This window comes from Allobosea massiliensis (genome assembly GCF_042655245.1).
GTDB classification, from domain to species: Bacteria; Pseudomonadota; Alphaproteobacteria; order Rhizobiales; family Beijerinckiaceae; genus Allobosea; species Allobosea massiliensis.
In genome coordinates this window covers 1-24,667 of the sequence record NZ_JBHSLU010000161.1, presented here as the reverse complement: position 1 = coordinate 24,667, position 24,667 = coordinate 1, and the positions used below count along the sequence as shown (strand labels likewise).

Sequence of the window (24,667 nt, the reverse complement as noted above, 5' to 3'; positions counted from 1 at the left end):
ATGGACACCAACCTGCAGCCGACGGCCATTTCCTGGCCGGCGGTCCTTGCCGCGCGCCCGCAGTTGATCGCCGACGCGCATGCGCTGGAGCTGCATGATGCGTGGGTCACTGCCGAGCGGGAGTTCAACGCCAACCTGGGTCGTCCGGTCTCCGATGTCGCGCGGTATCGGGTAGTCGACGGTGTGGCCGTCATCCCCGTCTCCGGCGCCCTGATCAATCGGTACGACTTCATCGGTGAGGGCTCGGGATACACCAGCTATCCCGCTCTGACGCGCGAGGTGAACCGCGCTGCGGCTGATCCGGCGATCCGCGGCATCGTGCTCGCCATCAGCTCTCCCGGCGGTAATGCCGACGGAATCATTGCTCCCAGCGCAGCCATCCGCGCCGCTCGAGCAGCGAAGCCGGTGACTGCCTTGGTCGGCTCAATTGCTGCTTCCGGCGGCTACTGGCTCGCTGCTCAGGCCGGAGAGATCGTCCTCGACAACGATCTTTCGCAGGTCGGTTCAATCGGCGTCTACACGATGCACATGGATGTCTCGAAGCTCCTCGAGCGCATCGGCATCGACATCTCGGTGATCTCGTCAGGCCGCAACAAGGTCGACGGTCATCCCTTCGCCCCGCTCCCCGCGGACGTCCGCGCCTCCATTCAGCAGGAGGTCGACGACCTCCGCCTGATGTTCGCGCGTGAAGTTTCGACGGGGCGCCCCGCACTGACGGCGGATCTGGCCCTCGCCACTGAGGCCCGGATGTTTTCCGCCTTCAATCCTCGCACCGGGGCGCGCCCCGCGATCGAGGAGAAGCTGGCCGACCGCATGGGCTCGCTGAGCGATGTCGTCGGCTCCATCAACCGAGGCCGGTATCCCGGCCGTTTCATGAGGAAGACCGGGATGACGGATGTCACCAGGGAAGATCACGACCGCGCTGTTGCTGCGGCTCGTGAGGATGGCCGTGTCGCTGGCGAGCGCGCGGGCCGAGAGGCGGCTGCGACGCGCATCTCGTCGATCATGACGAGTGATGAGGCCAAGGCTAATCCGAAGCTGGCGTCTCACCTCGCCTACAAGACCGAAACCTCGGTCGAGGATGCGAAGGAGATGCTTGCCGCTGCCGGCCCGGCCGTGGCGGAGCCGAAGGCCGACGACAAGAAGTCCGAGAGCCAGACCTACGAGCAGCGGAAAGCGGCTGTGGGCGGCGAGGGCTACGTCGACACGGGCAATGGTTCCGGCACGAAGGCCACCGCCAAGGCCGGCTGGGGCAAGGCCGTCGCCGCCGCCAACAAGGGCCTCGGCCCCGGCGCCCGCAACTGATCTCTCGATCGACAAGGAGAATAGTCCATGACCGTCCTCACGGAAGGTATCCACCCGGTCGAGTTCATCATGAGCGAGTCCGGGTGGCATCGCTCGCGCGATGCGGTGAAGATCGCAGCTTCGCAGACCGTCATCCCTGCCAACTTGCTCGGCGGTAAGGCTGTCGCCGCCGACGTCACCACAGCGCAGTCCCGCACAGGCTCCGGTAACGGCGTCCTGACCTTCGCCAGCCCCGCCGTCAACTCCTCGGTGAAGACCGGGCGATACGTCGTCACCATGACCGGCTCCGGCGCGACTGCGGCGTTCCAGGTGGAGGACCCGACCGGCAAGGTCGTCGGTGTCGGCGCGGTCGGGACCGCCTTCGACAAGGAGGTGAAGTTCACCGTCGCCGACGGCGCCACCGACTTCGCTGCCGGCGACCAGATCTTCCTCGATATCGGCGTCGAGCCCACCGACTACGAGTACGTCCCGTGGAACCCGGCGGGCACCGATGGCTCGGAGAAGGTTCGCGCCATCGCCTGCTATGGCGCCGTCACGGGCGTCGGCGAGACCAAGAAGATCACGGCGCTGCGTCGTGATGCCGAGGTCAACGGCAAAATGCTCAACCTGCCGAACGGCGTGACTGCCGCTCAGACCGCGAAGGCATACGCCGATCTCGCGGCCCTCGGCATCATCGTTCGCTGACGCAAGGAGCAGCACGACCATGTTCGACATCTTCAACAACGACGCATTCTCGGTGACGTCGCTCACCGAAGCCATGCGCGAGGTGGCCTACGTCCCCTCCTTCGTCTCCTCGCTGGGCATCTTCCAGGAGGAATCGGTGGATACCCTCTCGGTGGCGATCGAGAAGGACGCCGACGACACCTACTCCATCGTTCCGGCGAGCCCGCGTGGCGCGCCCGGCGATACGGTCGGCAAGGGGCGTCGGAACATCCGCGATCTGCGCATCCCGCACTTCCAGCGGGATGACGCGATCATGGCCGACGAGGTCCAAGGCGTCCGCGCCTTCGGCACGGAGGAGCAGGTCGAGCTCTTCCAGGGCAAGATTGCGCGTCGCGCCGCCACGCACAGCCAGTCCTTCGCGCTGACCGAGGAGTATCATCGCCTCTCGGTCGTCACGCAGGGCAAGCTCCTCGATGCCGACGGTTCGGTGATCTACAACTACTTCACCGAAATGGGCGAGAGCCAGCCGGCCGAGGTGGATTGGGAGCTCGATGCCGCCAGCCCCGCCGACGGGGACCTTCGCCAGAAGTCGGCGAACCTGATGCGCAGCATCGGCGCCGCCCTCGGCGGCCTGCCGTTCACGGGGGTCCTCGCGCTGGCCGGCAACGACTTCTACGACGGCCTGATGAAGCACAAGAACTACCTCGACACCTACAAGGGCTACGAGGGCGTCCGCGAGCTTCGCAATGGCTTCCTGCCGGCGAACAATCCACAGGGCGGCGCCTGGGGTGCGGTCGACGCCTTCAACATCACCTGGGTCAACTATCGCGGCGGCCTGGGTGTCGACATCAGCGCCGACGAGGTGAAGTTCATCCCGCTCGGTGTCCCTGGTCTCTTCAAGACGGTCTACGGCCCGGCCGACTACATCGAGACGGTCAACCGTCCGGGTCAGCGCCTCTACGCCAAGCAGTTCGTGATGCAGAACGGCAAGGGCGTCGCGATGGAGTTCCAGACCAATGCGCTGCACTACTGCACGCGACCGCGCGTCCTGCAGCGCGGGCGTCGCACCTGATCGCCAGCGCGCGGCACCATGCAGAAGTTCGCAGCCTACGAGGCCATCGCTTCCTCGCTGAACGATGGCCTCTATGGGGAGCGGGTTCGGCTGGAGCCGCGCGCCGACGGCGAATTCTCGAAGGTCGGGGCCGATGTGTCCCGACCCGCCCTTGAGCTGACCGCGATCGTCGACTTCGAGCCGAAGGTGCTCAAGACGAGGAATAGCGGCCGCCATGATGCCGACGTATCCGACGTGATCGGCGAGAAGATCCATATCAGCATCCAGGAGAGGCTCGTGCCATACGAGTTGCGCTCCGGAGACCTGATCCATTTTCTCGAACGATCCTCTCCGTATCCCTCTGTGGCCGCCGTTTCCACGGTCGAGCCCGACGGGATCGGTCGCATTCTCGTTCGCTGCAAGCCAGGCAGGGTCCGCCCGTGACCATCGTCGCTCTCGCGTCCAGGGTGATCTTCACCAGACTCGTCCGCGGCCAGACATTTGCGGGCGATCTCGTCGAGAACGCTCCTCTCGAGCCGATCGAGACGGTCACTCGGCACCACAAGCCGACGATCGCCGTCTACACCGGCGTCATGAAGAACAAGCCGACCGGTCGCAACGCATTGGGCGCCGGTCGTGAGGCTCCGACCACAGAGCTCGTCTTCCAGATCTATGTCCCGCCCGCCGATGCGGTCGATGGGCTGGAAAATCTCAACCTGCAGCGCTCAGGGGCCGGCATCGCGCTCGACCTCATGCAGCGCCAGGTGCTCTCGGCTTTGCAGTCGCAGCACAACGACTGGTCGGAGCTGTGGACAGAGCTCGTCGTCGGCTACGACGACTTCGACAGCAAACCGGTCCTGATCGAGATCGAGGGCGGCGCGCGCATACCCTGCCGCGAGGTGACGCTGACCTGCCGGGTAATCAGCGACCCCGCACCGGGCGCGCCGCTCAATGGCTTCTGGGCGAGATTTGACGCGAAACTTCGTGCTGGCGGCGACGAACTCACGGTGCTCGCTGACCTGATCAAATATGCGATCGAGAAGCCTGGAGAGCTGTCGACGTGGCGCCAGGCCATGGCACTCCTTGGATTGAGCCGCCGCGCTGTGGTCGCGGGCGGCCTCGGGCCAGTCGAGCCGCCGGTCGCCGGAGATCCCGAGCCGGCAGAACTTGCGGAGGTGACCACATATCCTTCGACGATTGAGACCGTCGTATCGCCGGGCACCCTCCATCCGGGCGACGAGGACACCGCGGAATGAGGACGATCTCCGAGATCATCAACCGGATCGCCAAGATCGAGACGCGCATCTCGAACATGGTTCGGTTCGGGACGGTGGCGCAGGTCGATGCGAAGAGGAAGGAGGTTCGCCTCCGCCTCGGCTCCGATGACAGCGACCCATTCCTTTCACCATGGGTGCCGTACAGCCAGACAGCGGGCGCCTTGAAGATCCACACCCCGCCCAGCGTCGGTCAGCCCTTCGCGTTGATGTCGGATAACGGCAACATGCGTCAGTCCGTGGCTGTTCCGCGCACCTGGGACAACGAGAACCCGTCACCCTCCGAGAAGGGCGATGAGCACGTCCTGACCTTCGGCTCGGTCACGGCCGCGATCCGCGGCAAGCAGGTAATAGCCGAGGTTGGTGGGGCTAAGTTCGACGTGACCGACGAGAAGGTCACGATCCTGATCGGCGGCCGGTCGGTCGAGCTCACCGCCGGCGGCGGCCACCTGAAGTAGCCGTGCCTTTCATTGCCCGCTTGGGGGACGCCGGATCACACGGCGGCTCGATCATTTCGGCGGCCAGCTACTGGACCTGCATGGGCCCCAAGATTGCTCGACAGGGCGACATATACGCCTGCCCCATCCATGGACCCAATCCAATCGTTGCCGGGTCCAGCCGGTGGCAATGCGAGGGTCTGCCGATCGCGAGAACCGGCGACGCGACCGCATGCGGAGCGGTGATCATCTCCGGGCAATCCGCCTGGGACTGCGATTGAGGAGACGAAGATGGACAAGAAACCCTACATGCCGACCGACCCGAAGGCGACGCATGTCGCCGGCCAGCGCATCCGCAAGCTGCCGATCCACCTGACCGCCAGCCAGGCTGAGCACGAGCTGCGCGTCGGCGCCATCACCCCGTTTGTCGAGCGGGCAGAGAAGCAGAAGAAGGGCTGACGCATGTCGTCCGTCGGAATGAGCCGCGAGACCGGCCGATTGATCTTCGGATTCGATCACGTCGTTCAGAGCGTTGGCGACATCCTGACCACCAACATTGCCGAGAGACTTTTCCGTGAGTGGTACGGCTTTCCGGGCTTTCGTTTGCTCGGAGAGCCGCTGAATCAGGTCACTCTCGTCAAATTCCTGAATCTGATCTTCATCGCACTCACGCTGCGCCAGAAGAATGGCCTGCCAGTTGAGCCGCGGTTTCGGGTCACCCGGGCCGTTCCGCTGGAAGCAAATCGCCAAGGCGAGTTCCTATGCCGGTTGGAGGGGGAATACATGCCCCGCGGCCACCTCGGCGACTTCACCGTCGAAGGCAAGAAGAAGATCGTCATTACCAACGCCGGCGACCGCTTCACTGCGATCGAAGACACCGGAGCACTCTGATGGCCGATACGACCGCCTACGACCTCGCCGGCTTCCCGGCGCCTCAGGTCGTCGAGGAGGTTCAGGTCGAAAGCATCATCGACGATATGATCACGGACTTCGAGGGGCGCATGCCCTCTATGGTCGGGATCGTCGGTCTCGAGAGTGAGCCGACGACGAAGAACATCCAGGTGTGCGCCGCTCGCGAGGCCCAGATCCGGGCCCGCGTGAACGACGCGGCGAGGGCCAACCTGCTGAAGTACGCGACGGGCACGGACCTCGACAATCTTGCCGTCTTTTATGACGTCGTCAGGATGACGGGCGAGGATGATGACCGCCTCAAGCTTCGAGTGATCCTGGCAATTCAGGGTCGGTCTCCCGGCGGAACGAAGGCTCGATACCGCAAGATCGCCCTCGACTCGAGCATCCGTGTCGCTGATGCGGAAGTCTACCGCGAAGGCACGCGCCCGACCGTCAAGATCGCGGTCTATTCGACCGACGGCAACGGCATGGCCGACGCTGATCTGCTCAGCATCGTCAGGGAAGCGGTCAGTGCGCCCGACAAGATCATGGTCAGCGACACGATCGTCGTGAGCTCGGCCGTGTTCCAGACTGTCAACGTGGTCGCGGATATCTGGCTGCTGCCGGAGGCCTCTGATGCGCTTCTAACGCCACCGGCGGAGGGCGTGGAGTCGCCGCTCGCGGCGTCGCTGCGCACAGCTTGGGTCACAGAGGCCGGCCTTGGCTTTGATCTGGTCCCAGAGTGGGTCAGCGGGCGCCTCATGGTGCCTGGCGTGCAGCGCGCGGTCTCTCTTACGCCGGCGTCACCGATCATCGCGGCACCGCAGAACGCCATCTCGATCGGGACGATCACCCTGAATAATCGGGGCCGCGCGTACTGATGGCTCGAGACCCACATCTCCTGCCGGATAACGCCCGCCCCCTCGAAATCGCGCTCTCGCTGGCGACGGCGTTGGGCCCGGATATCGACGAGGCCGTTGTGGAGCTTCGCGGCATCAAGCTGCGAAACCCACCCCCGTCATATCTGCCGTACCTGATTTACGAGTACGGCCTCGGCGAGCTGACACCCTACCTGCCAAACCTCTACGAACTGATCGAGGATGGCATCGATTGGCAGCGGATTCGAGGAACCCCGGCCGCCGTTGCCCAGGCCTTGGGCTGGATCGGCTACGAGGGTGAGATCGAGGACCCGTCGATCCGCCGCTGGCGCTGGAACCTCTTCCAGCTCGCTCTCGACAGGGTCCGAGACGACGAGATCGACCTCGGCCGCATCGAGGGTGTGGCGCAGCTCTCCGTTCCGGTTCGATCGTACTTTTGGCGCGGATACCACGGCTACGACGTCCGCAACCTTGAATTCGGATGGAAGCGCTGGGGAGACTCGATCTGGGGCGGATATTCCGGCGTTCGCCTACCGGGCGGGCAGGCAAAGTGGTCCTATGGTCGTTCGTACTCAGTCGACCACGCTCTGACGGACGATGAGCTCGAAGATCTCGAGGTCTATCTGCCACCGGCCGGGAGCGAGCCTCTTGGATGGGGCGCCTTCCCTTGGCCGGCTGCGCCCTGGACGGATAGCGCGGCCAGAGCCAGATCGGTGGCGATGCTCGAGGCGCTCGACATCGGAACAGCATGGGTCGCCTTCAAGGATGCCGACGGCGACGTCATCGGCTACCGACGCGCCCGCGCTTGCCACCCCGTAACGCAGGGCGCGAGCGGCACATACACCATTGGCGGCACGGGGTTCACCCCCGCCGCTTCTGGCGCGACGATCCTCTACATCGAGGCGCTCACAGGCTTCGGCGATGGCTACGGCCATACAGCCGCCAGCGTGTCCTTCATGGTCCGCGGTGAGCCATCGTCCGGCTATCCACCCGGGGCGCTTTGGCTGCCTCCGGGCGCCCTGGTTTCCGCGTCCCCGCCGTTGGCGGAGACGCAAGTCAATATCGAATTCGGACGAACTGTGCGCGAGCGCGTGAGCGTCGCCCTCCGGTTCTAGGAGCATTCATGCCTTTCGAGCACCCTTCTGGGATTGACGACGCCTACGACAGGGCAGTCGCCAAGGAGTCGTGGTCAGACGTCGTCTTCCGCGAGGATCGCCTCGCGCAGGCGACCGAGATGAACGACGCCATGACGATCGCGCATCGCCGCACCCAGCGCGTCGGCAACATGGTCGCCAGGGACGGTGACCGCGTTGAGGGCGGAGAGATCGCGGTCACGCTCGACGTCACCGGCGACCCGCCTGAGCCCGTCGACCCACAGACGATGACCGTCACCATGGCCGCCGGCCGGGTCTACGTGCTTGGAGACACCCTTCCCGTCGCCGCGGCGACGTTCTCGGGCGTGCTCACCGCCGGCGAGGTCACGGTCGGCGTCCGGCTCGTGCAGACCGCGGTGACCGAGGAGGACGATCCGGACCTCCTCGGTCTTCATCCCGGCAATGAGGCTGAAGGCGAGCCCGGCGCCGCCCGGCTCATTTCGTCGCTCTCCTGGGCTATTTCCGACGATGGCGAGCCCGGCGAGTTCTTTTCGGTCTACGTCATCAAGGATGGCGCCCCGCTGAGCCAGATGCCGCCGCCGGCGCTGTCGAACGTGCAGCAGCTCCTCGCGGTCTACGATTTCGACTACGGCGGCAACTACATCGTCGACGGCTGCGAGGTCTTCGCCCTCGGCGATCTGGCCGGATCGCAGGTGTTCTCGATTGCCGCCGGCACCGCCAACATCAAGGGGTACAAGCGCATCCGCGAGACGGCCCTCCGTCATGCGCAGCCGGAAGAGCCGGACCTCGAAGCCATTGCGGCGGAGCCGCACACCTTCACCGGGCCGACCGATGGCGACACCGTCATCACGGTCTCCCGCCCGCCGATCGCCGGAGTGACCTCCGCGGTCGTGGTCAAGCAGACCTCGGAGAGTGTGGTGCGCGGCGCCAGCCCGGGCGGCTCTGACCCGCTGAGCCTCTCGTCGGTGGTGTCCATCGTCTCGATCACGCAGGGCGCCACGACCTTCGTCAGTGGCACGGACTACACGCTGTCAGCGGACTCGGTCTCCTGGACCCCGGGCGGCGCCGAGCCGGCGGCGAGCTCCACCTACACGGTGACCTATCGCTACAACTCGGCCGTGACCCCGACCGACATCACCGATACGACCGTCAAGGTCTCAGGTGGCGTCAATGGCACCACGGCGCTGATCTCGTACACCTCGAAGCTGCCGCGGATCGACATCCTCTGCTTCGACATCAGCGGCCGGCCTGTCTACGTCAAAGGCGTGAGCGCGCGCCGTGGCCGCCTGCCACCCATCGCGCCGTCGAGCCTCCTGAAGATCGCGGAGGTCCACAACGACTGGCTCAGCCTGCCGTTGATCGTCAACAACGGCACTCGCAATTTCACGGCCGACGAGCAGCGTCGGCTCTTCGGGCGCCTGATCGACGTCCTGGACCAATTCGAGCGCCAGCGCCTCGAAGCCAAGATGACCGCGTTCGCTCCGGTCTCGAAGAAGGGCATCTTCACCGACTCCTTCGTCGATGACTTCTATCGCGACCAGGGTGAGGCCCAGACCGCGGCGGTCAATCAAGGCGTGCTGCAGCTCGCTATCGACCAGGTCCAGATCGAGCGCACCGCCAACGCGATCGAGCTTCTGCCGTGGGTCGAGGAGATCGTGGTCCGGCAGGATCTCGCGACTTCGTCGTTCAAGATCAACCCGTACCAGAATTTCGTCGCCATGCCGGCTGGTATGGTGCTCAACCCTGCTGTCGACTTCTGGACGGCGGAGACGACCGAGTGGACCAGCGACGTCACGCGCGAATTCGCCGCGTCGCCCGAGGAGCCTCCGGGACAGACGACGATCAATGAGGTAACGCAGATCCGGCGCGAGGCCGCGACGACCCTGCGGTCGATCAACGTCGACGTAAAGCTCGAGGGCTTCGGCGTCGGCGAGAACCTCGCGACGCTCACCTTCGCCGGCATCGATGTGAAGCCGGCCGGGACGCAGACGGCGGACGGTGAGGGCGAGATCGAGCTGACGATCACGATCCCTGCCGGCGTGCCTGTGGGTCGCAGCCTGGTCCGCGCCACCGGCATGGCCGACAGCTTCGCTCAGGCGATCTTCGTTGGCGACGGCACGATCGACGTCACGACCATGCGGCGTGTCACGCTCATCGCGCGGGCCGCGCCGATACCTGCCCCTGTGATCGTGGTCAACGAGACGATCATCAACCAGATCATCGTCCAGCAGCAGAGCAATCCGGTCTGGCCGGAAGGCGGCGGTGGCGGCGGCGGAGATGGTGGCGGCAACGATCCGCTCGCCCAGACCTTCACGCTCCCGTCGCAGCGCCACGTCATCGGCGTCAACATCAAGTTCACGGCGATCGGTGACCGGACCAATGCTGTCCGCGTCCAGCTCGCGAGGGTGCAGAACGGCTATCCGACGAACGAGGTGCTGGCAGAGGCCTTCGTCAACATGCAGCCCGTGGTGGTCGGTGAAATCGTCGAGGTGAGGTTCGGCTACCCCGTCTTCCTGCCGGCCGATCGCGAGTTCTGCTTCGTCGTCCTGACCGCTGACGGGGACCACGCGATCGCCGGCGCCAAGCTGGGGGATATCGAGACCGTCTCGCAGACGCGCGTGTCGTCACAGCCCTACACAGTCGGCGTCATGCTCACCTCGGCGAACCGGCTCACCTGGACGGCTCACCAGGATTCGGACCTCTTCTTCCAGATCGTCTGCGCCAAGTTTACGGCCACGAGCAGGACGGTCGACCTGCTCACGGCGGATCTCGACACGGTCAGCGACATCCTCGTCCGCGGCACCGTCGAGCTGCCGACCGATGCGACGCTCTTCCGCTACGAGATCGTGCGGGCCGGCGGCCAGGTCATCCCGCTGGCTCCCGGTCAGGGGCGCGAGTTCACCGAGTTCCTTTCTGAGGAGGTGACGCTCCGCGCGGTGATGACAGGAACAGAGACGCTGTCGCCGATCCTGTATCCCGGAACCACGATGATTGGTGGCCGCATTCGCACCACCGGGACCTACGTCACGCGCCTTTTCACGATGGGAGCCGATGTCGATATCCGCGCGATCTTCGCTGCCCTGATGCCGGCAGGCTCGACGGTTGCCGTTCACGTCGACGCGGGCGATGACTCTTGGGAAGCCCTGACGGCCGGCGGGGCGACGGTCCTTGGGGGTGGCTGGAACGAGCCTGTCTACGAGAAGGACAGCTTCAGCGCAGCAGAAGGGCGCATCCGCGTCACGTTGACCGGCGGCCCTGCCGCGCGGCCCTCAATCGCGCAGTTGCGCGCCTATTCGGTTTGAGGCTGACGGATGGCAATCACCGACAACAGGTCTCCGAACCGGGACTATCTGCTCCCGCACGAAGACAACGACCTGACCGATGACGTTCTTCGGATCATCTCGGCGTTCACCGCGATCGATGCCGACGTACACAGTCTGCTGGCAAGCGTGTCGGCTCGAGCCCTGCTTTCGCACACGCATTCGTTTGCCGAGGTCCCTGGCCTACAGACGGCGCTCGACGGCAAATCGAACGTCGGGCACCTTCATACATTGAGCTCCCTGACCGACGTCGACACGACCGGCGCCGCGGCCGGCATGTTCCTCAAGCGTATCGCTGGAGGCTGGGTTCCAGCCAATCTGGCGATCGTCGACACGGGTGGGCTGCAGACCGCCCTTGACGGTAAGGTTCCGCTCAAGGGCTCTTCGATTGTCGTCCCGCGCGGGAATACGGCCGGTCGGCCGACCGGAACCTCGACTGAATCTCTGTTCCGGTACAATACGACGATCGCCGGCTGGGAGGGGTGGGACGGCGAGAAGTGGGGCAAGATCAGCGGCGGCGCGCCCACCAGTGAAACGCCTCCGTCACCCGCTCAGAACGGCGACTTCTGGTTCCACAGCGGCCTCGGCGTGCTGTTCATCCACTATGTCGACGGCGACGGCGACGCGAACTGGATCAGCATCGGCAGCGCGTCCGATCCGCTGTTCAACCTGCTTCGGGCAAACAACCTTTCGGATCTGGCGAGCCCCGACACGGCGCTGACGAACCTCGGCGCTAATGCTGACGGGCGAGATATCGTCAAGAATGCGACTGCCTTCGGAGCCAGTTTGGCGAAATCCGCCACTGCCGCCGCCGGCCGCGCGGTCGCAGGAGCTCCGGCGATCCCACAGTCTGGAGCTGGTGTTGGGCAGGTCGTTGCTATTCAGACCGCCTTCGGAAGTGGCTACATCGCTCCTTCCGGCGGCACTTGGTTCATCTGGGCCAGCACGTTCTCGGACACGAACTCCTGGTCGGGCAACTCGACGACCGTTGTCGTTGCTGGAGGGGCGAGTGCCTTGGCCGGCCCGGGTGGGACGAACCGTTGGGTCGGCTTCGCCTGGAGAATCGCCTGATGCTGAACCTCATTTGGAAGCGCCCTGACGGGACGTTCGTCGCGGACGTCAACGGGAAGCCCTATCACGTCGTCGACGGCGATGAGCCGCTTTGGACGGCTGCCCTCATCGCCGCCGCGAAGCTCGGCAACAAGCTCAAGCTGGAGCCCGCGCCCGAGGCTGTCGATCCGCCGCCGCTCACACGTCTCGCTAAGGCCGACCTCTGGCGCCGCTGCACTGACGAAGAAGCCGAGGTGCTCCACAACGCGCTGTCGCAGGCTCCATTCCGGCTGCGGCTGATCTTCGAGGCCGCGCAGTATCTCGACTCGACAGACCCGGATTATCCGGCCCTGCGCGCCGGCGTCGTCGCCGCGCTTGGCGAGGTCCGCGCGGCCATCATCCTTTCGCCGGAAGGCTGACCTATGGCTGCCATCAATTTCCCGCCGAGCCCGGTTGACGGCCAGATCCATAGCCCCGGCGCTGGCCTGCCTTCATACCAGTTCAAGGCAGGTGTCGGCTGGCTCAACATCGGCTCGGCCGGGTCTGTCATGGACACCTTCGCCTACACCGCGACAGGCGCCGAGGGCGTCACGCTCGCGGTTCCAGGCGGCTACCTGGCGAACCTAGCGGTCGTCAGCCGGGGCGGTGCGCTCCAAGCGCCGGGCGACGATGTCGACGTGACGAGCGGGACGAACATCGTCTTCGCGACGGCGCTGGTCGCAGGCGAGTCCATCCTGGTCTACAAGTTCCGCGCTTTCAGCCTGGTCGACAGCCTGACGAAGTCGCAGAACGGCGCCGACATCCCGAGCAAGCCGGCATTCCGCGCGAACCTCGGCATCGCCGCCTCGCCGTTCAAGAACCTGCTCATCAACGCGCTCGGCACGATCAACCAGCGCGTCTATGTCAGCGCCGCCGCTGTCGGCGCCGCCAATACCTACACGCTCGACCGCTGGAAAGTCGTCGTCAGTGGGCAGGCTTTGTCGTGGACCGAGAGCCAGAATGTCCGCACGATGACCGCTCCCGCAGGCGGCGTCGAACAGGCAGTCGAGGGCGCGAATATCCAGTCGGGTGTCTATACCCTGTCATGGATCGGAACCGCGACCGCGACTGTCGATGGTGCGGCTGTCGTCAATGGCGGCCCGGTCACTCTGACGGGCGGCTCCAATGCCGTCGTCCGGTTCATCGGCGGGACGTTCGCGCTGCCGCAGCTTGAGCGCGGGAGCGTCGCGACAGAGTTCGGCGCGGTCCCGTATGACGTCGAATTGCTGCGCTGCACGCGATACTGCCAAGTCATCGAAGCCGGCTTGAGGGCGGATGGCTACAACGCAGCGGGCGGCGTTATAGGCATAAGCGTGACCATCCACCCTATGCGCTCGACACCGATCGTCGAGGCGGGCGGCATCGCTTCATCCGTCAACGCTTCGGGGCAGTTCTTCGCCACATCCCGCAATAATTTCGCGGTGCAATCCAACTACGCGGCCACGGGGGCGGCGTTCATCCAACTGTCGGGCATCCTTTTGACGGCGGAAATCTGACATGAGCAAAGCACGCAACCTCGCGCAATTCGCGAACCGGACTTTGATCTCGGCGAAGCTCGCGGCGAACGGACAGTTTCTCGTCTTCGACGTTGAGCCTGACACTCTCTATCGGTTTGATCTTAAAGCCAAAGCAGTCAGTGCCGACGACACGTTAGTATTTCACGTTGCGCCAACAGTTGGGGCGTGGGTCACTGGTGCAGGCACTTATTCATATCAACAGCATGTTGCGACAGGGGCAACGCCCGGATCAAGCAGCGGAACAGCCGCAGCGGTTCCGATCGCCTCGCTGGATGCCCCCGTAACAGGCTGGCCTGTGCGTTATTCGGGCCTCATATTCTCTGGCGCTGCGGCGGAATACGCTGGCATCTACGGTAACGGAGGTGGCGTGCAGGCTAGCGGCGCACCGCAGGTTTATCAGATCGACGGCGTCTACAATGTATCTCTTGGCGCAGTGGCTCAAGTTCGCTTCGGGGTTGGCACCGCCGGGAACCTTGCCGCCGGATCGCGGTGCTTCCTCGAAAAGCTGGGCTAACGCCCTCTCGCAACTCGCCTAGCGGCCTTCCGCAAGGCTCACCCAACCCGCCCTTCGAGGCGGGTTTTTCTTTGGCAGGAGAAGGCCATGTTTTTGCATGTTGGTATCGCCCACACCCGGGACGAGATCGAAACCCTCCCGACGTTCGGGGCTGAGATGTCGGTGGCGGGTATCATCGGAACCGCGGAGGACGCGGATGAAGTCATCTGGCCCCTCGACACTCCGATCTACGTGACCACGAACGAGGCCACCAAGATCGCGGCCCTGGGACTGACCGGAACGTTGCGCGACGCCGTCGCCGGAATCTCCGCCCAGCTCACCAGCGGCCAGGTCGCCGCCAAGGTCGTCATCGTGCGGGTGGAGGAGGGCGCCGACGCCGACGAGACGATCGGCAACATTATCGGCGACGAGGCGACCCGGACAGGCATGTGGGCTTTCCTCGATGCACCGAATGACCTCGGAGTGACACCGCGCCTGATCTGCGCGCCGGGGTACACCCAGCAGTTCACGCGAAATGGTGTGCTTTCCGTGCCGGTTACCAATCCCGGTTCGGCTTACTCGGCTGCGACGGTCGCGTTCTCCGGGGGCGGCTCCGATCCGGGCAAGGTGCTGCCAACCGCGACGGTGACGATCGGCGCGGGTCCTGACGCTGGCAAGATCATGGGCATCGTCATCACCGACCCGGGCGCCAATCTGACGGCCGCGCCGACTGTCACTCTGAACGGCACGGGAGGCTCCGGGGCCGCCCTCGGCACCCCCGTCCTGGGCAACCTCGCCAACGGGGTCGTCGCGGCCATTCCGACCGTCCTGAACCGCCTGCGGGCCTCGTTCCAGCCCGAGGGTCCCTCGACGAGCCGCGAGGCCTGGCTTGACTACGTCGAAACGATCCAGAGCGACCGCATCATGCACCCGACGCGCCAGGACGTGATCGTGCTGGACGAAGACGGTGACCCTGTCACGCGCGGCGCCTCTTCCCGCGTCATCGGCCTCTACATTCGTCGCGACTACGAGACCGACGGCGTGCCGGCTCGCTCGGTCGCCAACCAGCCGATCAACGGGATCGTCGGCGTCACGCCGCCGGTCGAATTCTCCATCACCGATGGCGCGAACGAGGGACAGGAGATCGTCGGCGCAAAGGGCGGCATCATCGTCCGTGGCGAGACCGGCGTGGAGAGCGCGATCGCTTCTGGCGGTTTCGTCTTCTGGGGCACGGACACGCTGTCGGAAGACCCTCTCTGGCAGTTCTCGCATGTGGTGCGACTGCGCGACTATATCGAGCTCGGCCAGGTGCGGACGCTCCGCTATTACCTCGGGCGCTTCAACATCAGCGTCGCGACGGTCAACGCGGTTCTGGAAACCATTCGATCCCAGCTCGCCCGCCTCGAGGCCCGCGGCTACATCCTCGGTTTCCGTGTCGGCTTCGAGCCGGACAAGAACACGCCGGAGGAACTGCGCCAGGGCAATATCCAGGTGCTCTTCAAGGCGGAAGAGGCGCCGGTGCTGCGCAAGATCACCGTGTCCTCGCGGCGCTTCCGGCAGGCATTCGACGATCTCGTCAATGCCGTCGCCACCTCCCTCAACAGCCTCGACAACGCGGCCTGATCGGGCCGCGTAACCGTCACAACCAGGGAAGACCGGGATGGCAACTCTCTACGAAATGGATTTCGCCGCACTGTTCTGCGACGAGCTCGACCCCTCCAAGGCGAACTGGCTGAACCTGGAGGAGGTCAAAATCCCGATGCTCCAGGAGAAGACCCAGGAGACCACGGGCGGCGGTGCGGCGATGAGCCTGCGCATGGGCATGGGCATCTTCGAACCGATCGAGCTGACCTTCAAGCTGCGCGGATTCAATCCGGACGTCATGAACAAGATCATGCCGCCCGGCCGTGTTCGCCGCGCCTACACGATCACCGGCAACATCCGGGATCTCGAAGGCGACCGGCAGTTCGCGCTCAAGGCCGTGATCAGGGGGCGTATGACCAAGGTCGACCCCGGCTCGTTCACGCGCGACAGCGGCATTTCCACCGACTACCAGATCGACGAGATCGTCTTCTACTCGCTGCATCTCGACGGGGTGGAGAAGTATTACGTCGATCAGTTCGTCGGCCCGAACGGCATCCGCGTCGATGGCGTCCAGGTCTACCAGGATGTCGCTCGCCACCTCGGCCTGGCGTGATCTGAGCCATGAGCAACGAAAACGATAAGCCGGCAGCCCGCGTGGCGCCGGCAGCGAACGTGACACTTCTCGGCGCACGGACGCGGGAGATCACCCTGGAGTACCCGGCCGAATGGGAGGGCAAGACCTACGACAAGGTCACGGTTCGCCGGATGACCCCCGTCGAGGTTGGTGAATTCGTCGCGGCGGCGGCGGCCGGCTCAGACCTCCCGATGGCGATGCTCGACATTCCCGAGGAGCTCTTCCGCGCCCTGGATAATGATGACCAGGAGCAGATCGAGGAGGCGATCTTCGATTTTTTGCCCCGCCGCTTGCAGACGGTTCTCCTGCTCGACCAGGGGAGTGGCGTGGATACATCGCCGCCGTCGCAAGCGTCTTCGGAGGCGGCGTCGAGCAGTACGAGCGCATGAGCTGGTTCGATCTCCTCGCCTATTACGATCAGGCGATCGAGATCGAGAAGTCCCGCTCCCATCGGGTCCACAAGGTCATCATCATGGTCAAGAAGAGGTAGCAGGTGGCGCCGCGTTCCATCCTTGCTCAGCTCGTCGTCGCACTCCGCGATGACGCATCTGGGCCGGCTAAGGCGCTCGCCGGCACCCTGAAGGGCCTAGAGAAGTCGGCTGTCGACTTCGCCAAGACGATGAACGGCGCCAAGTGGAACGCCGGCTTCACGCGGCAGCTCGGCAATCTCAAGGCTACCCAGGACGAGATCGGTCAGATCAAGAGGTCATGGGGTGAGCTGCAGGCTCAGCTCTCTGGAGCTGGTGCCAAGGGTCGCCTGCGTACCGACGCCCAGAAGCAATGGGCCAATGAGTGGCTCGGGCGGCTCCAGGCAGTCCGCATCGCGCAGCAGCAGAACACCGAAGAGGGCATTCGCAACGCGAAGCGCCTGGCCGCGGAGGAGAAGCGCGCTGCCGCCGAAGCCGCCCGGGAAAAGCTGCGACTCACGAAAGAAGAGGCGCGCGCCAAGGACCGAGCGATCCGCGAGACGGCCGCCAATGAGCGCCGCGCAGCCAGGGAGTCTGCTCGAACAGCCCGCGAGGCGATGCGCGAACAGGCTCGCGCTGTCAGGGTCGCCAACCGTGAGTCTGCTCGGGCTCAGCGCGATCTCGCGCGTTCAGAGCGAGAGACCGGCCGTGGCGCCGGAGCATTCGGCAGGGCTGTGGTCCGGCATGGCGCTTACGCTGTCGGGGTGGGCGGCGGGAGCTATCTCGCCGCGCGCGGCACCCGCGCGGGCGCAATCATGGGCGCAGAGGGGGTGCGGCAGGACGCCCGCGACTATCAGGCCGGCATGACACAGGCCGAGAGCGACCGGCTGCGCGCCCTGTCGATCGCCAACTCGCAGCGCTACAAATCAGTCTCCGAGACCAACCTGCGCCAGATCTACCGCGAGAGCGCGCTCTCGATGGGCGGCTATCGCAGGGGTGGCTTCGACAAGGTCACCGAACTTGCACCCGATCTCGCCGCCGCGATGGTTAGCCTGCAGACCAAGGTCGGGCCACAGCAGGCCTCGACGCAGCTCGCCGGCCTGTCGCGCGCCGCCCAGAACTTCGGCTTCGCCGACGACCCCAAGCGCTTCCGCGAAATCCTGGAGGGCCTCGTGCGTGCCCAGGCGATTGAGGGGCGCGAGTTCAATTTCCAGGACATGTTCACACTGGCCCGGCGTGCGAAGTCTGCCGGCCTCTCGCTGAGCGACGAGTTCCTCTACACCGTCGCGCCAGCGCTGATCGCCGACCAAGGCGCGCCCGGCGCCGGCACTGCGCTCTCGAAGCTGATCCAGCGTCAGGTCGGCGGCCGTGTCACCAAGGCGTCGATGGGCGTCCAGCGGCAGTACGGTATCCGCGACGAGAAGAATAATGTCGTCGGCATGGACACGCTCATCCGCGACCCCTTCCAGTGGGTCAAGAATGTCGTGATCCCGAAGCTGCAGGCGAAGGGCATCAACGTCGATGACCCGACGCAGCTCGGCAGCGTCATCCCGAAGCTATTCTCCGACGAGACCGCGGCTGCCCTGGTGCAGCGCCTGATCGGACAGCGCGAGGAGTTCGAGGACGCCCAGGTCAACTACAAGCGCGCCCCGGGCAACCAGGCTGCGGCCGGCGAGCTCGAGAAGCGCGATCCGTTCGTCGCGATGCAGCAGGTCACGCAGCAGATCGACAATGCCGCCACGGAGATTGCAAGGCCGATCGTCCAGACGATCATGCCCGCGCTCAGCATGCTTGGTGGCTCCCTGAATAGCCTCGCCAACAAGATCCGCGAGAACCCCGAGTTCGCGCGCACCTTTGGTGAGACCGGCGCGGGAGTTACGGGCGTCGGTGGTCTTGGAGCGATCGCTGGCGGCCTCGCTGGTCTGTGGCAGTCCGGAACGGTGGCCGGCGCGATCAAGGGCGGGCTGCGCGGAGGTGTCTGGGGCGCGCTCCTGGGCGGCGTCCTTGGTCTCGTAGGCCCGTCGATCTATCGCAACCTCACGGACAATCCCGACCAGGGAAGCCCGGCCGAGGGCTTCAATCTCAACTTCGATCGCAAGAGCGTCTACGACCGCGCCAGGTTCAATCAGGACTCGGTCGCTTCGCAGGGCAGGGTGGCCGCAGGCGGCGCAGCCTCAGAGGGGCAAGCCGCAGGCGAGAGCTTTAGCTCCAGCGTGGCGAGCGGCGTGGCCGCCCAGGCGCCTGCCGTCGAGGCGCAGGGCCGATCGATCTTCGATCGACTGCGCGCGATCTTCTCGAGCGGCATCACCGTTCCGATCACGGCCGCGCCGGGTGGCAGTGAGGGGCATCGCGTCTTCCAAAACGTAACGGGGCAGGGGACCGCGCCTGCGCGCGGCTCTGGTGGCTCTGTGGCGGCAGGCGGCCTCTACCGCGTGAACGAGTACGGAGAGGAGTTCTTCCAGCCAACCGAGGACGGGCGGATCATCGATCCTCGAAGGAAGGCGGCGGGCGGCGGTGCGGTCGTGGGCTCGTTCTCAATGGGCGGTAGCACATTCCACATCACCGGCGTCAGTGACCCTGGGGCTGTAGCGGAGCGCGTCATCGCGGAGATTGACGCGCGCGTCCGCGACCTTGTCGACGGGGCATTCGCTGATGTTGGCGTGGAGCTGGCCTGATGACCCCATTGATGATCCTCGGGGCGGTAGTCTTCGAGCTCCGTCACAACCTCTCGGGAACGACCTTCGAGGGAGATACGGATTTCGCTGAGCACAAGGTTCTGGGTGGATCGTCGCTGTACGAGCACATGACGCTCGGCGAGCGCGAGCGAACCATCAAGGGCACCACCTTTCCGATGGACCCAGATTACGGCTCCGCGGCAGCGGTAGTTGCTGCTCTCGACGCGATGCGCGAGGCGGGGCAGCCGCAGCATTTGATGCGGGGTGATGGAGCTTCGCTCGGCTGGCATCTCATCACCAAGGTCAAGGCCGAGGGAGAGCACCTCGCCCACCACGGCGTGCCCCACAAGTTGGATTTTTTGGTGTCGCTCACGCAGTGCGACGCCCCGCCTGTTACCGGCTTCGCGTCTATCATTGCGGACTTCTTCCTGTGAGTATCACGACCTACGAGACCTATACCGTCGAGACCACGGGATTGACGGTATCCCTGCTCGTTTGGCGTCGATTTAAGCGCCCGATGTTCGGGATGGTCGAGCGCATCCTCGAGCTCAACTATGGCCTGGCGGAGAAGGGAATCTTCCTGCCGATCGGGACGAAGGTGACGATCCCGATCGACGCACCGACAGCGCGCTCGATACAGATCGCGCCGGCGATCCAGCTCTGGGACTGAGCTGTGGGTTTCCGGAAGCCTGCATGTCGGGTCGAGATCAACGGCGTCGACTACACCGATCGATTTCAGCCGCTCGTGAAGTCGATCAAGGTATCGGACAAGGATGGCCTGACCTCTGACACTTGCACGATCAAGCTCGCCGACAGCGGCGGCGCGATCGCTCTCCCAGACGAAAACGACATGCTGACCGTCTACCTCGGCGACGCCGAAGCTGGTGTGGGTCTCGTCTTCCAGGGGAGGATCGACGGAGTGCGGTCGACCGGGACATCCGGGGGCGGCCAAGAGCTCACGATCAGCGCCAAGGGCTTCGACGCTACGGGGAAGGCGAAAGGGGTCAAGGAGAAGCACAAGGACAACGCCAAATTTGGCGACGTTGCGAAGGAGTGGGGTAAGGCCTCCGGAATGACCGATGTCGTGATCGACGACGATCTAGCGTCGATCGAGGACGAATACTGGTCGATGAATAATGAGAGCTTCATCGGCTGGGGGCAAAGGGTCGCCGGCGAAATCGGCGCAACCTTCAAGGTCCAAGGCGACAGGGCAATGTTTCTGTCTGCTGACGGTGGCAAGACCGCTCGAGGCAGGTCCATTCCAGATTTTACAGTCACCCGCGGCGACAACCTTCTCCGCTGGGACATATCGCCGATCCGCGGCCGACCTGGGCATCAGAAGGTAGACGTCGAATTCTACTCGGCCAAGGACGGGAAGCTGAAGACCAAGCAGATCGAGGTCGATGGGCAGAAGTCCGAAGTCAGCCTCCGCAGCAAGGTTCGCGCCTCCGACGAGAAGAACGCCGAGCGCATCGCGAGGTCGGGCGGCAAGAAGGTCAAGCGGAAGGGCGGCTCGGGGACGGTGACGATCGTCGGTTCTCACCTCGTCAAACCGGAAGGCAAGCTGATCTTGGTCGGCGCGCGCGAAGGCATCGACGGCGAGTACCGGATCACCGGCGTCGAACACGACTATTCGAGCAAGGGCTATGACGTCGATCTGACCGTAGAGCAGCCACAAGGCAAAGCCGGCAAGGACAGCCGGCGGAAAACCAAGTCAACAAGCTAATCGGAGCACATCATGCGCTCATTCTACGACGCCGGGCAAAACGCGGCGAATGCCTATCGTCGCGCTTTTGCTCCACAATTTTCGGACTACGTCGAGGACGTGGTGCTTGCTGCCGATACGCTGGTTCGCGTCCCAATTCCGGAGGGCGCCGGGGTAGCGGTCTTCAGCTTCGATGGCGATTTCAGGGTAAGGCTGGGCGTCGTAGCCACGACTTTCACGCTTCCAGCCACCACGACATCGAATGGCTCGGGCTCCGAGCTGTCGCCGGCCGCACGGGTGATACCTGCCAAGCTGGGAGACGGCACGACGACACCGACTCACATCTGCCTTCGCGCCGCGGCGGCCTGCAAGGGCTCGATCGCGTTCTACGGCAACTGACCGATGCGAGCGCTGTCAAGTCCCGGGGCTCTCTCAAAGGGAGGCATGCTGGCGCAGCGGGGTGCACTTAGCGCCCTTGGTACGGGTGGGGTGTCGCCCTTCGCCTTCACCTTCAACGGTCTGCCCTTCACCTTCGCGGGTCAATCCTTCACCTATGGAGCGCCGTGATGGGCTATGCTGCTGAGAATCCCTCTGCCAATGCGGCAGCCTTCGCCGCGCTGCGTGACGCGATCGGTGCGAGCCCGGCGCCAACGCTCGGCTTCCTCGGCCATTCGATCCCGGCCGCCGGCGTTTCGAACACCGCGACCGAGACCCGCAATGCCAATTACGGCATGCAGTATTGGGTTCCGGCGCTGGCGGGACAGCGCATCCGCTCCGAGCACAGCCTCAACAAGGCCGTGGCGGGCGCGACCGCCCTGGCGGCCCAGGCGCAAATTGCTCCGATGATCGCGGCGAAACCCAACCGCGTTATCGTCGACATCGGCCGCAACGACACCAGCTTCCAGAACTTCGTGGATGGCGTCGTGCCGATCTACGATGCGCTGCTCGGCGCTGGTATTGCGGTTGATGCGATCCCATTGATGCCGACCAGCCTGACGACGGCTTCGACGCGCGGCTACATGCAGCGCATCAGCGCTTGGGTCCGCGAACAGGGTCAGAAGGGCATTCGCAATTTCAATGTCATCGACTGCGGCCGTGACTACGGCGATCCGCTCTCGGCCAACTTCGCGCCCAAGTCGGACAGTGGCAACACCTATGACAACACCCACCCGGCCGGGCTCGGCGGCTATCGCATCTCGAAGCCGCTGGCGGCCTTCTATCGGCAGATTTATCCCGAGATCGTGACGCTTCAAGGCGTCGCGGACCAGTACGACGCCGACAACTTCCCCGGTGGCAACCTGATCCCGAACGGTATCCTCGACGGGACAGGCGGCACGTTGACGACCAACCAAGGCGTCACCACCACGGGCAGCGTCATGGCGACCGGTTGGGCCATGGTCGCCACGACGCCCTACACCGGCGGCAGCCCGCTCTCCGGTCTGACCATGACGGCCGCCAAGGCGGCGCTCGATGCCTTTGGCGCACCCGGCCAGCGCATCACCTTCAGTGGCGGGTATACTGGCGATGTCGGCTCGATCTTCGGCATCCGCTGGTCCGGCTCGGGCGGCGACTATGCCAAGCTCAATGTCGGAGATTGGGTCGAGGCCACCGCCGAGGTCGAGTTGCTCGGCGGCACCGTCCAGCAGCTTCTCGCCGGCATCCAGCTCGGCCTGTTCCTGAACATGGGCGGCACCCTCTATGCGGCCAAGGACGGCTATGCCGTGACCAGCGGCCTCTCGCCGAAGGAGGGCTACAAGGTCACGTTGCGGACGCCGCCGATCCAGATCACGGCCATTCCGACCCTCGAACAGGTCACGGTCTATGCGATCCCGACGCAGGGCGCACAGACCTTCGCCGAGAACTGCGTCTTCGAAACCCGCTACGTCGCTCTCAGGAAGATCTCCGCGCCATGAAGCTCTTCGCCCACATCCAAGACCTATCCGGCCTCGCCGACGGTGTGCAGGGCCTCGTGCTCGGCTTCGCGGCCGTGGCCGAGACCGACGACGAGGCCGAGACCTTCGCCATGGCCGGGATCACCTTTGCCCGCTCGGAACCGGAGCTGGCCGAACTGCTCGGCCCGGAGGCCTGGCCCTATTATGTGCCCGCGCCGAACGCGCAATGCGCCGGCTGGCGGTATGAGGCCGGTCAGTTCATCGATCCCTGAGCCACCCCCATTGCAAGGCAGGTAAGCGCGGGCGCCCCCTGAAGTAAGGCGCCCCGCTCCGGATTACTCCGGGTACTTCCTTGCCGCAGTCCCGCTAGCTATGGCCGCTCCCGAGGCGTTGAGAGCGGTCACCGTCCACTCATAGGTGTGGACCTGTCCGGACGGTGGGTTCGGGCCGTTGTAACCGCCGCTGATCGCTCCGCACGGGATGGAGGCCGCAGCCGGAACCTCACCGCCGCCATGATTCCAGGCCGGCGCGTCACGATCGACCAGCTTGAACCGCAGGGTCTTCGCATCCTTCGGAAGACCTCCGACGGTAAACGTCGGCGACCCGGCGGCGCACCATTTGAAGGCGACGTTCAGCGCGGGGAGGTTGGCGCTCGGCGCGCTGCCCCCGGCATTACATCCGGCCAACCCCAAGCAGGCGGCCGCGACAAGCATAGTCCTGAGCATTTTTTCTCCCGTAGTGGTCGCGGCTGATCCGCGCGAGCTGACCTTAAGCGAACTCGACGCCAGGTGGCGAGAGTGCGCCGTTGCAACCATTCAATCATTGGGGATGTCGCGATGAACACGCTCGAGGTTCAACGGGCGCTGACGGCGCTTGGCTTCAAGCCAGGATCGCTGGACGGGCTTCTCGGAAAGCAGACCAAGGAGGCGATCCGTGCGTTCCAGGCCGGCTACCGCCTCGTCGTCGACGGTATTGCTGGTCCTCAGACCAAGAAGGCGCTCAAGGAGGCCCTCGCGGCACCGAAGCCTGGTCGGCCCGAGCCAGACAAGGTTGCTATGGCCGGGCCCGCGCCTGCGGCAGCGGCTCTTCCGGCTATCGCCGCGGCGGCCCCACCGAACGTCTCGAGCCTCAAGCTTCTCAGCACCGCGCGGCCAATCAGTACGCTTTTCATCCACTGCGCGGCGACAGCCGAAGGCAAGGACTACACCGTCGCGGACATCCGGGCCTGGCATAAGGCCCGCGGCTGGTCCGACATCGGCTACCACTATGTCGTCTACCGGGACGGCTCGATCCAGCCCGGGCGGCCGATCGGTCAGGTCGGAGCGCATGTCGAGGGCCACAACACCGGCTCGGTTGGCATCGTCTATGTCGGCGGTGTCGCCAAGGACGGCAAGACGGCCAAGGACACCCGCACACCGGCACAGAGAGCATCGCTGCTCTGGCTGACGAAGCAACTCGTCGCGAAGCACGGCGTCAAGCGCGTGCGCGGCCATAACGAGGTGGCGGCAAAGGCCTGTCCTTCATTCACGGTCGCCAAGGACGAGCTCGGTCGCCTCATTTGATCCGCCGGCGGCCGGCCGCCGCCAACCCTTCACCTCGGAGACTCATCATGAAACGTTTCGTCCTGGCGCTCGTCGCTGTCAACGGCGGTCGGATTCCAGGCCATCGTGGCGGAGTAAAAGCAGGCCACTGGCGTTGGTGAGCGGCGGATATGGCGAGGGCCCCGATCGGGGCCCT

At 64.9% G+C, this 24,667-nt stretch carries 28 protein-coding genes; 27 read left to right on the top strand and 1 reads right to left on the bottom strand.

The window, feature by feature from the left end; translation table 11 throughout:
- The 26 genes from ACFPN9_RS29095 to ACFPN9_RS28970 all read left to right on the top strand — a co-directional run bounded on the left by ACFPN9_RS29095 (nucleotide 1) and on the right by ACFPN9_RS28970 (nucleotide 23,202).
- Entirely contained in the window at nucleotides 1–1,305 is a 1,305-nt protein-coding gene (locus tag ACFPN9_RS29095) for a S49 family peptidase (RefSeq protein WP_377818031.1), read from the top strand.
- Between the two features lie 27 nt (nucleotides 1,306–1,332).
- Complete coding sequence (locus ACFPN9_RS29090; RefSeq protein WP_377818030.1) at nucleotides 1,333–1,989, top strand: head decoration protein; 657 nt, start codon at nucleotides 1,333–1,335, stop codon at nucleotides 1,987–1,989.
- Nucleotides 1,990–2,008: 19 nt separating this feature from the next.
- On the top strand, nucleotides 2,009–3,040 hold the full coding sequence (locus ACFPN9_RS29085; RefSeq protein WP_377818029.1) for a major capsid protein: 1,032 nt from the start codon (nucleotides 2,009–2,011) through the stop codon (nucleotides 3,038–3,040).
- An 18-nt stretch (nucleotides 3,041–3,058) separates the two neighbouring features.
- Nucleotides 3,059–3,463: a hypothetical protein gene (locus tag ACFPN9_RS29080; protein ID WP_377818028.1), complete on the top strand. Its 405-nt coding sequence runs from the start codon at nucleotides 3,059–3,061 to the stop codon at nucleotides 3,461–3,463.
- Nucleotides 3,460–4,275 carry a hypothetical protein gene (locus ACFPN9_RS29075; RefSeq protein ID WP_377818027.1) on the top strand — a complete coding sequence of 272 codons (816 nt, stop codon included), beginning with the start codon at nucleotides 3,460–3,462 and terminating at the stop codon, nucleotides 4,273–4,275. Before ACFPN9_RS29080 ends, ACFPN9_RS29075 begins: the two co-directional genes overlap by 4 nt.
- On the top strand, nucleotides 4,272–4,751 hold the full coding sequence (locus ACFPN9_RS29070) for a hypothetical protein (protein ID WP_377818026.1): 480 nt from the start codon (nucleotides 4,272–4,274) through the stop codon (nucleotides 4,749–4,751). The genes ACFPN9_RS29075 and ACFPN9_RS29070 overlap by 4 nt, the downstream gene beginning before the upstream one ends.
- A gap of 2 nt (nucleotides 4,752–4,753) precedes the next feature.
- Nucleotides 4,754–5,011 (top strand): PAAR domain-containing protein, encoded by a 258-nt coding sequence (locus tag ACFPN9_RS29065; protein ID WP_377818025.1) that lies wholly within the window; start codon nucleotides 4,754–4,756, stop codon nucleotides 5,009–5,011.
- Nucleotides 5,012–5,021: 10 nt separating this feature from the next.
- The gene (locus ACFPN9_RS29060; protein ID WP_377818024.1) at nucleotides 5,022–5,189 is read left to right on the top strand and encodes a hypothetical protein; all 168 of its coding nucleotides are present in this window, start codon (nucleotides 5,022–5,024) and stop codon (nucleotides 5,187–5,189) included.
- 3 nt (nucleotides 5,190–5,192) lie between these two features.
- Entirely contained in the window at nucleotides 5,193–5,621 is a 429-nt protein-coding gene (locus ACFPN9_RS29055) for a GPW/gp25 family protein (RefSeq protein WP_377818023.1), read from the top strand.
- On the top strand, nucleotides 5,621–6,502 hold the full coding sequence (locus ACFPN9_RS29050; RefSeq protein ID WP_377818022.1) for a baseplate J/gp47 family protein: 882 nt from the start codon (nucleotides 5,621–5,623) through the stop codon (nucleotides 6,500–6,502). Before ACFPN9_RS29055 ends, ACFPN9_RS29050 begins: the two co-directional genes overlap by 1 nt.
- On the top strand, nucleotides 6,502–7,614 hold the full coding sequence (locus ACFPN9_RS29045; RefSeq protein WP_377818021.1) for a phage tail protein: 1,113 nt from the start codon (nucleotides 6,502–6,504) through the stop codon (nucleotides 7,612–7,614). Before ACFPN9_RS29050 ends, ACFPN9_RS29045 begins: the two co-directional genes overlap by 1 nt.
- A gap of 8 nt (nucleotides 7,615–7,622) precedes the next feature.
- Nucleotides 7,623–10,916, top strand: a complete 3,294-nt coding sequence (locus ACFPN9_RS29040; protein WP_377818020.1) for a DUF4815 domain-containing protein — start codon at nucleotides 7,623–7,625, stop codon at nucleotides 10,914–10,916.
- A 9-nt stretch (nucleotides 10,917–10,925) separates the two neighbouring features.
- A complete protein-coding gene (locus tag ACFPN9_RS29035) occupies nucleotides 10,926–12,005 on the top strand; it encodes a phage tail fiber repeat family protein (protein WP_377818019.1) in 1,080 nt (359 codons plus the stop codon).
- Nucleotides 12,005–12,403: a hypothetical protein gene (locus tag ACFPN9_RS29030; RefSeq protein WP_377818018.1), complete on the top strand. Its 399-nt coding sequence runs from the start codon at nucleotides 12,005–12,007 to the stop codon at nucleotides 12,401–12,403. Before ACFPN9_RS29035 ends, ACFPN9_RS29030 begins: the two co-directional genes overlap by 1 nt.
- Nucleotides 12,404–12,406: 3 nt before the next feature.
- Nucleotides 12,407–13,519, top strand: a complete 1,113-nt coding sequence (locus tag ACFPN9_RS29025; RefSeq protein ID WP_377818017.1) for a hypothetical protein — start codon at nucleotides 12,407–12,409, stop codon at nucleotides 13,517–13,519.
- Between the two features lies 1 nt (nucleotide 13,520).
- The gene (locus ACFPN9_RS29020; RefSeq protein WP_377818016.1) at nucleotides 13,521–14,054 is read left to right on the top strand and encodes a hypothetical protein; all 534 of its coding nucleotides are present in this window, start codon (nucleotides 13,521–13,523) and stop codon (nucleotides 14,052–14,054) included.
- Between the two features lie 87 nt (nucleotides 14,055–14,141).
- The gene (locus ACFPN9_RS29015) at nucleotides 14,142–15,656 is read left to right on the top strand and encodes a phage tail sheath C-terminal domain-containing protein (RefSeq protein ID WP_377818015.1); all 1,515 of its coding nucleotides are present in this window, start codon (nucleotides 14,142–14,144) and stop codon (nucleotides 15,654–15,656) included.
- 37 nt (nucleotides 15,657–15,693) lie between these two features.
- Entirely contained in the window at nucleotides 15,694–16,230 is a 537-nt protein-coding gene (locus ACFPN9_RS29010) for a phage major tail tube protein (protein WP_377818014.1), read from the top strand.
- Between the two features lie 8 nt (nucleotides 16,231–16,238).
- Nucleotides 16,239–16,640 (top strand): phage tail assembly protein, encoded by a 402-nt coding sequence (locus ACFPN9_RS29005; RefSeq protein WP_377818013.1) that lies wholly within the window; start codon nucleotides 16,239–16,241, stop codon nucleotides 16,638–16,640.
- 104 nt (nucleotides 16,641–16,744) lie between these two features.
- Entirely contained in the window at nucleotides 16,745–19,333 is a 2,589-nt protein-coding gene (locus ACFPN9_RS29000; protein WP_377818012.1) for a hypothetical protein, read from the top strand.
- The gene (locus ACFPN9_RS28995; RefSeq protein ID WP_377818011.1) at nucleotides 19,333–19,767 is read left to right on the top strand and encodes a phage tail protein; all 435 of its coding nucleotides are present in this window, start codon (nucleotides 19,333–19,335) and stop codon (nucleotides 19,765–19,767) included. Before ACFPN9_RS29000 ends, ACFPN9_RS28995 begins: the two co-directional genes overlap by 1 nt.
- Complete coding sequence (locus ACFPN9_RS28990) at nucleotides 19,764–20,003, top strand: tail protein X (RefSeq protein WP_377818010.1); 240 nt, start codon at nucleotides 19,764–19,766, stop codon at nucleotides 20,001–20,003. The genes ACFPN9_RS28995 and ACFPN9_RS28990 overlap by 4 nt, the downstream gene beginning before the upstream one ends.
- 3 nt (nucleotides 20,004–20,006) lie before the next feature.
- Nucleotides 20,007–21,059: a phage late control D family protein gene (locus tag ACFPN9_RS28985; protein ID WP_377818009.1), complete on the top strand. Its 1,053-nt coding sequence runs from the start codon at nucleotides 20,007–20,009 to the stop codon at nucleotides 21,057–21,059.
- Nucleotides 21,060–21,071: 12 nt separating this feature from the next.
- On the top strand, nucleotides 21,072–21,437 hold the full coding sequence (locus ACFPN9_RS28980) for a hypothetical protein (protein ID WP_377818008.1): 366 nt from the start codon (nucleotides 21,072–21,074) through the stop codon (nucleotides 21,435–21,437).
- 167 nt (nucleotides 21,438–21,604) lie between these two features.
- On the top strand, nucleotides 21,605–22,951 hold the full coding sequence (locus ACFPN9_RS28975; RefSeq protein WP_377818007.1) for a GDSL-type esterase/lipase family protein: 1,347 nt from the start codon (nucleotides 21,605–21,607) through the stop codon (nucleotides 22,949–22,951).
- Complete coding sequence (locus tag ACFPN9_RS28970) at nucleotides 22,948–23,202, top strand: hypothetical protein (RefSeq protein WP_377818006.1); 255 nt, start codon at nucleotides 22,948–22,950, stop codon at nucleotides 23,200–23,202. The genes ACFPN9_RS28975 and ACFPN9_RS28970 overlap by 4 nt, the downstream gene beginning before the upstream one ends.
- A gap of 63 nt (nucleotides 23,203–23,265) precedes the next feature.
- Here ACFPN9_RS28970 and ACFPN9_RS28965 read toward each other — a convergent pair whose 3' ends face one another.
- Nucleotides 23,266–23,655: a YbhB/YbcL family Raf kinase inhibitor-like protein gene (locus ACFPN9_RS28965; RefSeq protein WP_377818005.1), complete on the bottom strand. Its 390-nt coding sequence runs from the start codon at nucleotides 23,653–23,655 to the stop codon at nucleotides 23,266–23,268.
- Between the two features lie 111 nt (nucleotides 23,656–23,766).
- Between ACFPN9_RS28965 and ACFPN9_RS28960 the strand changes: the two genes are divergently transcribed.
- On the top strand, nucleotides 23,767–24,492 hold the full coding sequence (locus tag ACFPN9_RS28960) for a peptidoglycan-binding protein (RefSeq protein ID WP_377818004.1): 726 nt from the start codon (nucleotides 23,767–23,769) through the stop codon (nucleotides 24,490–24,492).
- Nucleotides 24,493–24,667: the final 175 nt, after the last annotated feature.

Coding starts and splice junctions, on each gene's coding strand:
- ACFPN9_RS29095 (WP_377818031.1), top strand. CDS start 1: ATGGACACCAACCTGCAGCCGACGGCCATTTCCTGGCCGGCGGTCCTT.
- ACFPN9_RS29090 (WP_377818030.1), top strand. CDS start 1,333: ATGACCGTCCTCACGGAAGGTATCCACCCGGTCGAGTTCATCATGAGC.
- ACFPN9_RS29085 (WP_377818029.1), top strand. CDS start 2,009: ATGTTCGACATCTTCAACAACGACGCATTCTCGGTGACGTCGCTCACC.
- ACFPN9_RS29080 (WP_377818028.1), top strand. CDS start 3,059: ATGCAGAAGTTCGCAGCCTACGAGGCCATCGCTTCCTCGCTGAACGAT.
- ACFPN9_RS29070 (WP_377818026.1), top strand. CDS start 4,272: ATGAGGACGATCTCCGAGATCATCAACCGGATCGCCAAGATCGAGACG.
- ACFPN9_RS29060 (WP_377818024.1), top strand. CDS start 5,022: ATGGACAAGAAACCCTACATGCCGACCGACCCGAAGGCGACGCATGTC.
- ACFPN9_RS29055 (WP_377818023.1), top strand. CDS start 5,193: ATGTCGTCCGTCGGAATGAGCCGCGAGACCGGCCGATTGATCTTCGGA.
- ACFPN9_RS29050 (WP_377818022.1), top strand. CDS start 5,621: ATGGCCGATACGACCGCCTACGACCTCGCCGGCTTCCCGGCGCCTCAG.
- ACFPN9_RS29045 (WP_377818021.1), top strand. CDS start 6,502: ATGGCTCGAGACCCACATCTCCTGCCGGATAACGCCCGCCCCCTCGAA.
- ACFPN9_RS29040 (WP_377818020.1), top strand. CDS start 7,623: ATGCCTTTCGAGCACCCTTCTGGGATTGACGACGCCTACGACAGGGCA.
- ACFPN9_RS29035 (WP_377818019.1), top strand. CDS start 10,926: ATGGCAATCACCGACAACAGGTCTCCGAACCGGGACTATCTGCTCCCG.
- ACFPN9_RS29030 (WP_377818018.1), top strand. CDS start 12,005: ATGCTGAACCTCATTTGGAAGCGCCCTGACGGGACGTTCGTCGCGGAC.
- ACFPN9_RS29025 (WP_377818017.1), top strand. CDS start 12,407: ATGGCTGCCATCAATTTCCCGCCGAGCCCGGTTGACGGCCAGATCCAT.
- ACFPN9_RS29020 (WP_377818016.1), top strand. CDS start 13,521: ATGAGCAAAGCACGCAACCTCGCGCAATTCGCGAACCGGACTTTGATC.
- ACFPN9_RS29015 (WP_377818015.1), top strand. CDS start 14,142: ATGTTTTTGCATGTTGGTATCGCCCACACCCGGGACGAGATCGAAACC.
- ACFPN9_RS29010 (WP_377818014.1), top strand. CDS start 15,694: ATGGCAACTCTCTACGAAATGGATTTCGCCGCACTGTTCTGCGACGAG.
- ACFPN9_RS29005 (WP_377818013.1), top strand. CDS start 16,239: ATGAGCAACGAAAACGATAAGCCGGCAGCCCGCGTGGCGCCGGCAGCG.
- ACFPN9_RS28995 (WP_377818011.1), top strand. CDS start 19,333: ATGACCCCATTGATGATCCTCGGGGCGGTAGTCTTCGAGCTCCGTCAC.
- ACFPN9_RS28980 (WP_377818008.1), top strand. CDS start 21,072: ATGCGCTCATTCTACGACGCCGGGCAAAACGCGGCGAATGCCTATCGT.
- ACFPN9_RS28975 (WP_377818007.1), top strand. CDS start 21,605: ATGGGCTATGCTGCTGAGAATCCCTCTGCCAATGCGGCAGCCTTCGCC.
- ACFPN9_RS28970 (WP_377818006.1), top strand. CDS start 22,948: ATGAAGCTCTTCGCCCACATCCAAGACCTATCCGGCCTCGCCGACGGT.
- ACFPN9_RS28965 (WP_377818005.1), bottom strand. CDS start 23,655: ATGCTCAGGACTATGCTTGTCGCGGCCGCCTGCTTGGGGTTGGCCGGA.
- ACFPN9_RS28960 (WP_377818004.1), top strand. CDS start 23,767: ATGAACACGCTCGAGGTTCAACGGGCGCTGACGGCGCTTGGCTTCAAG.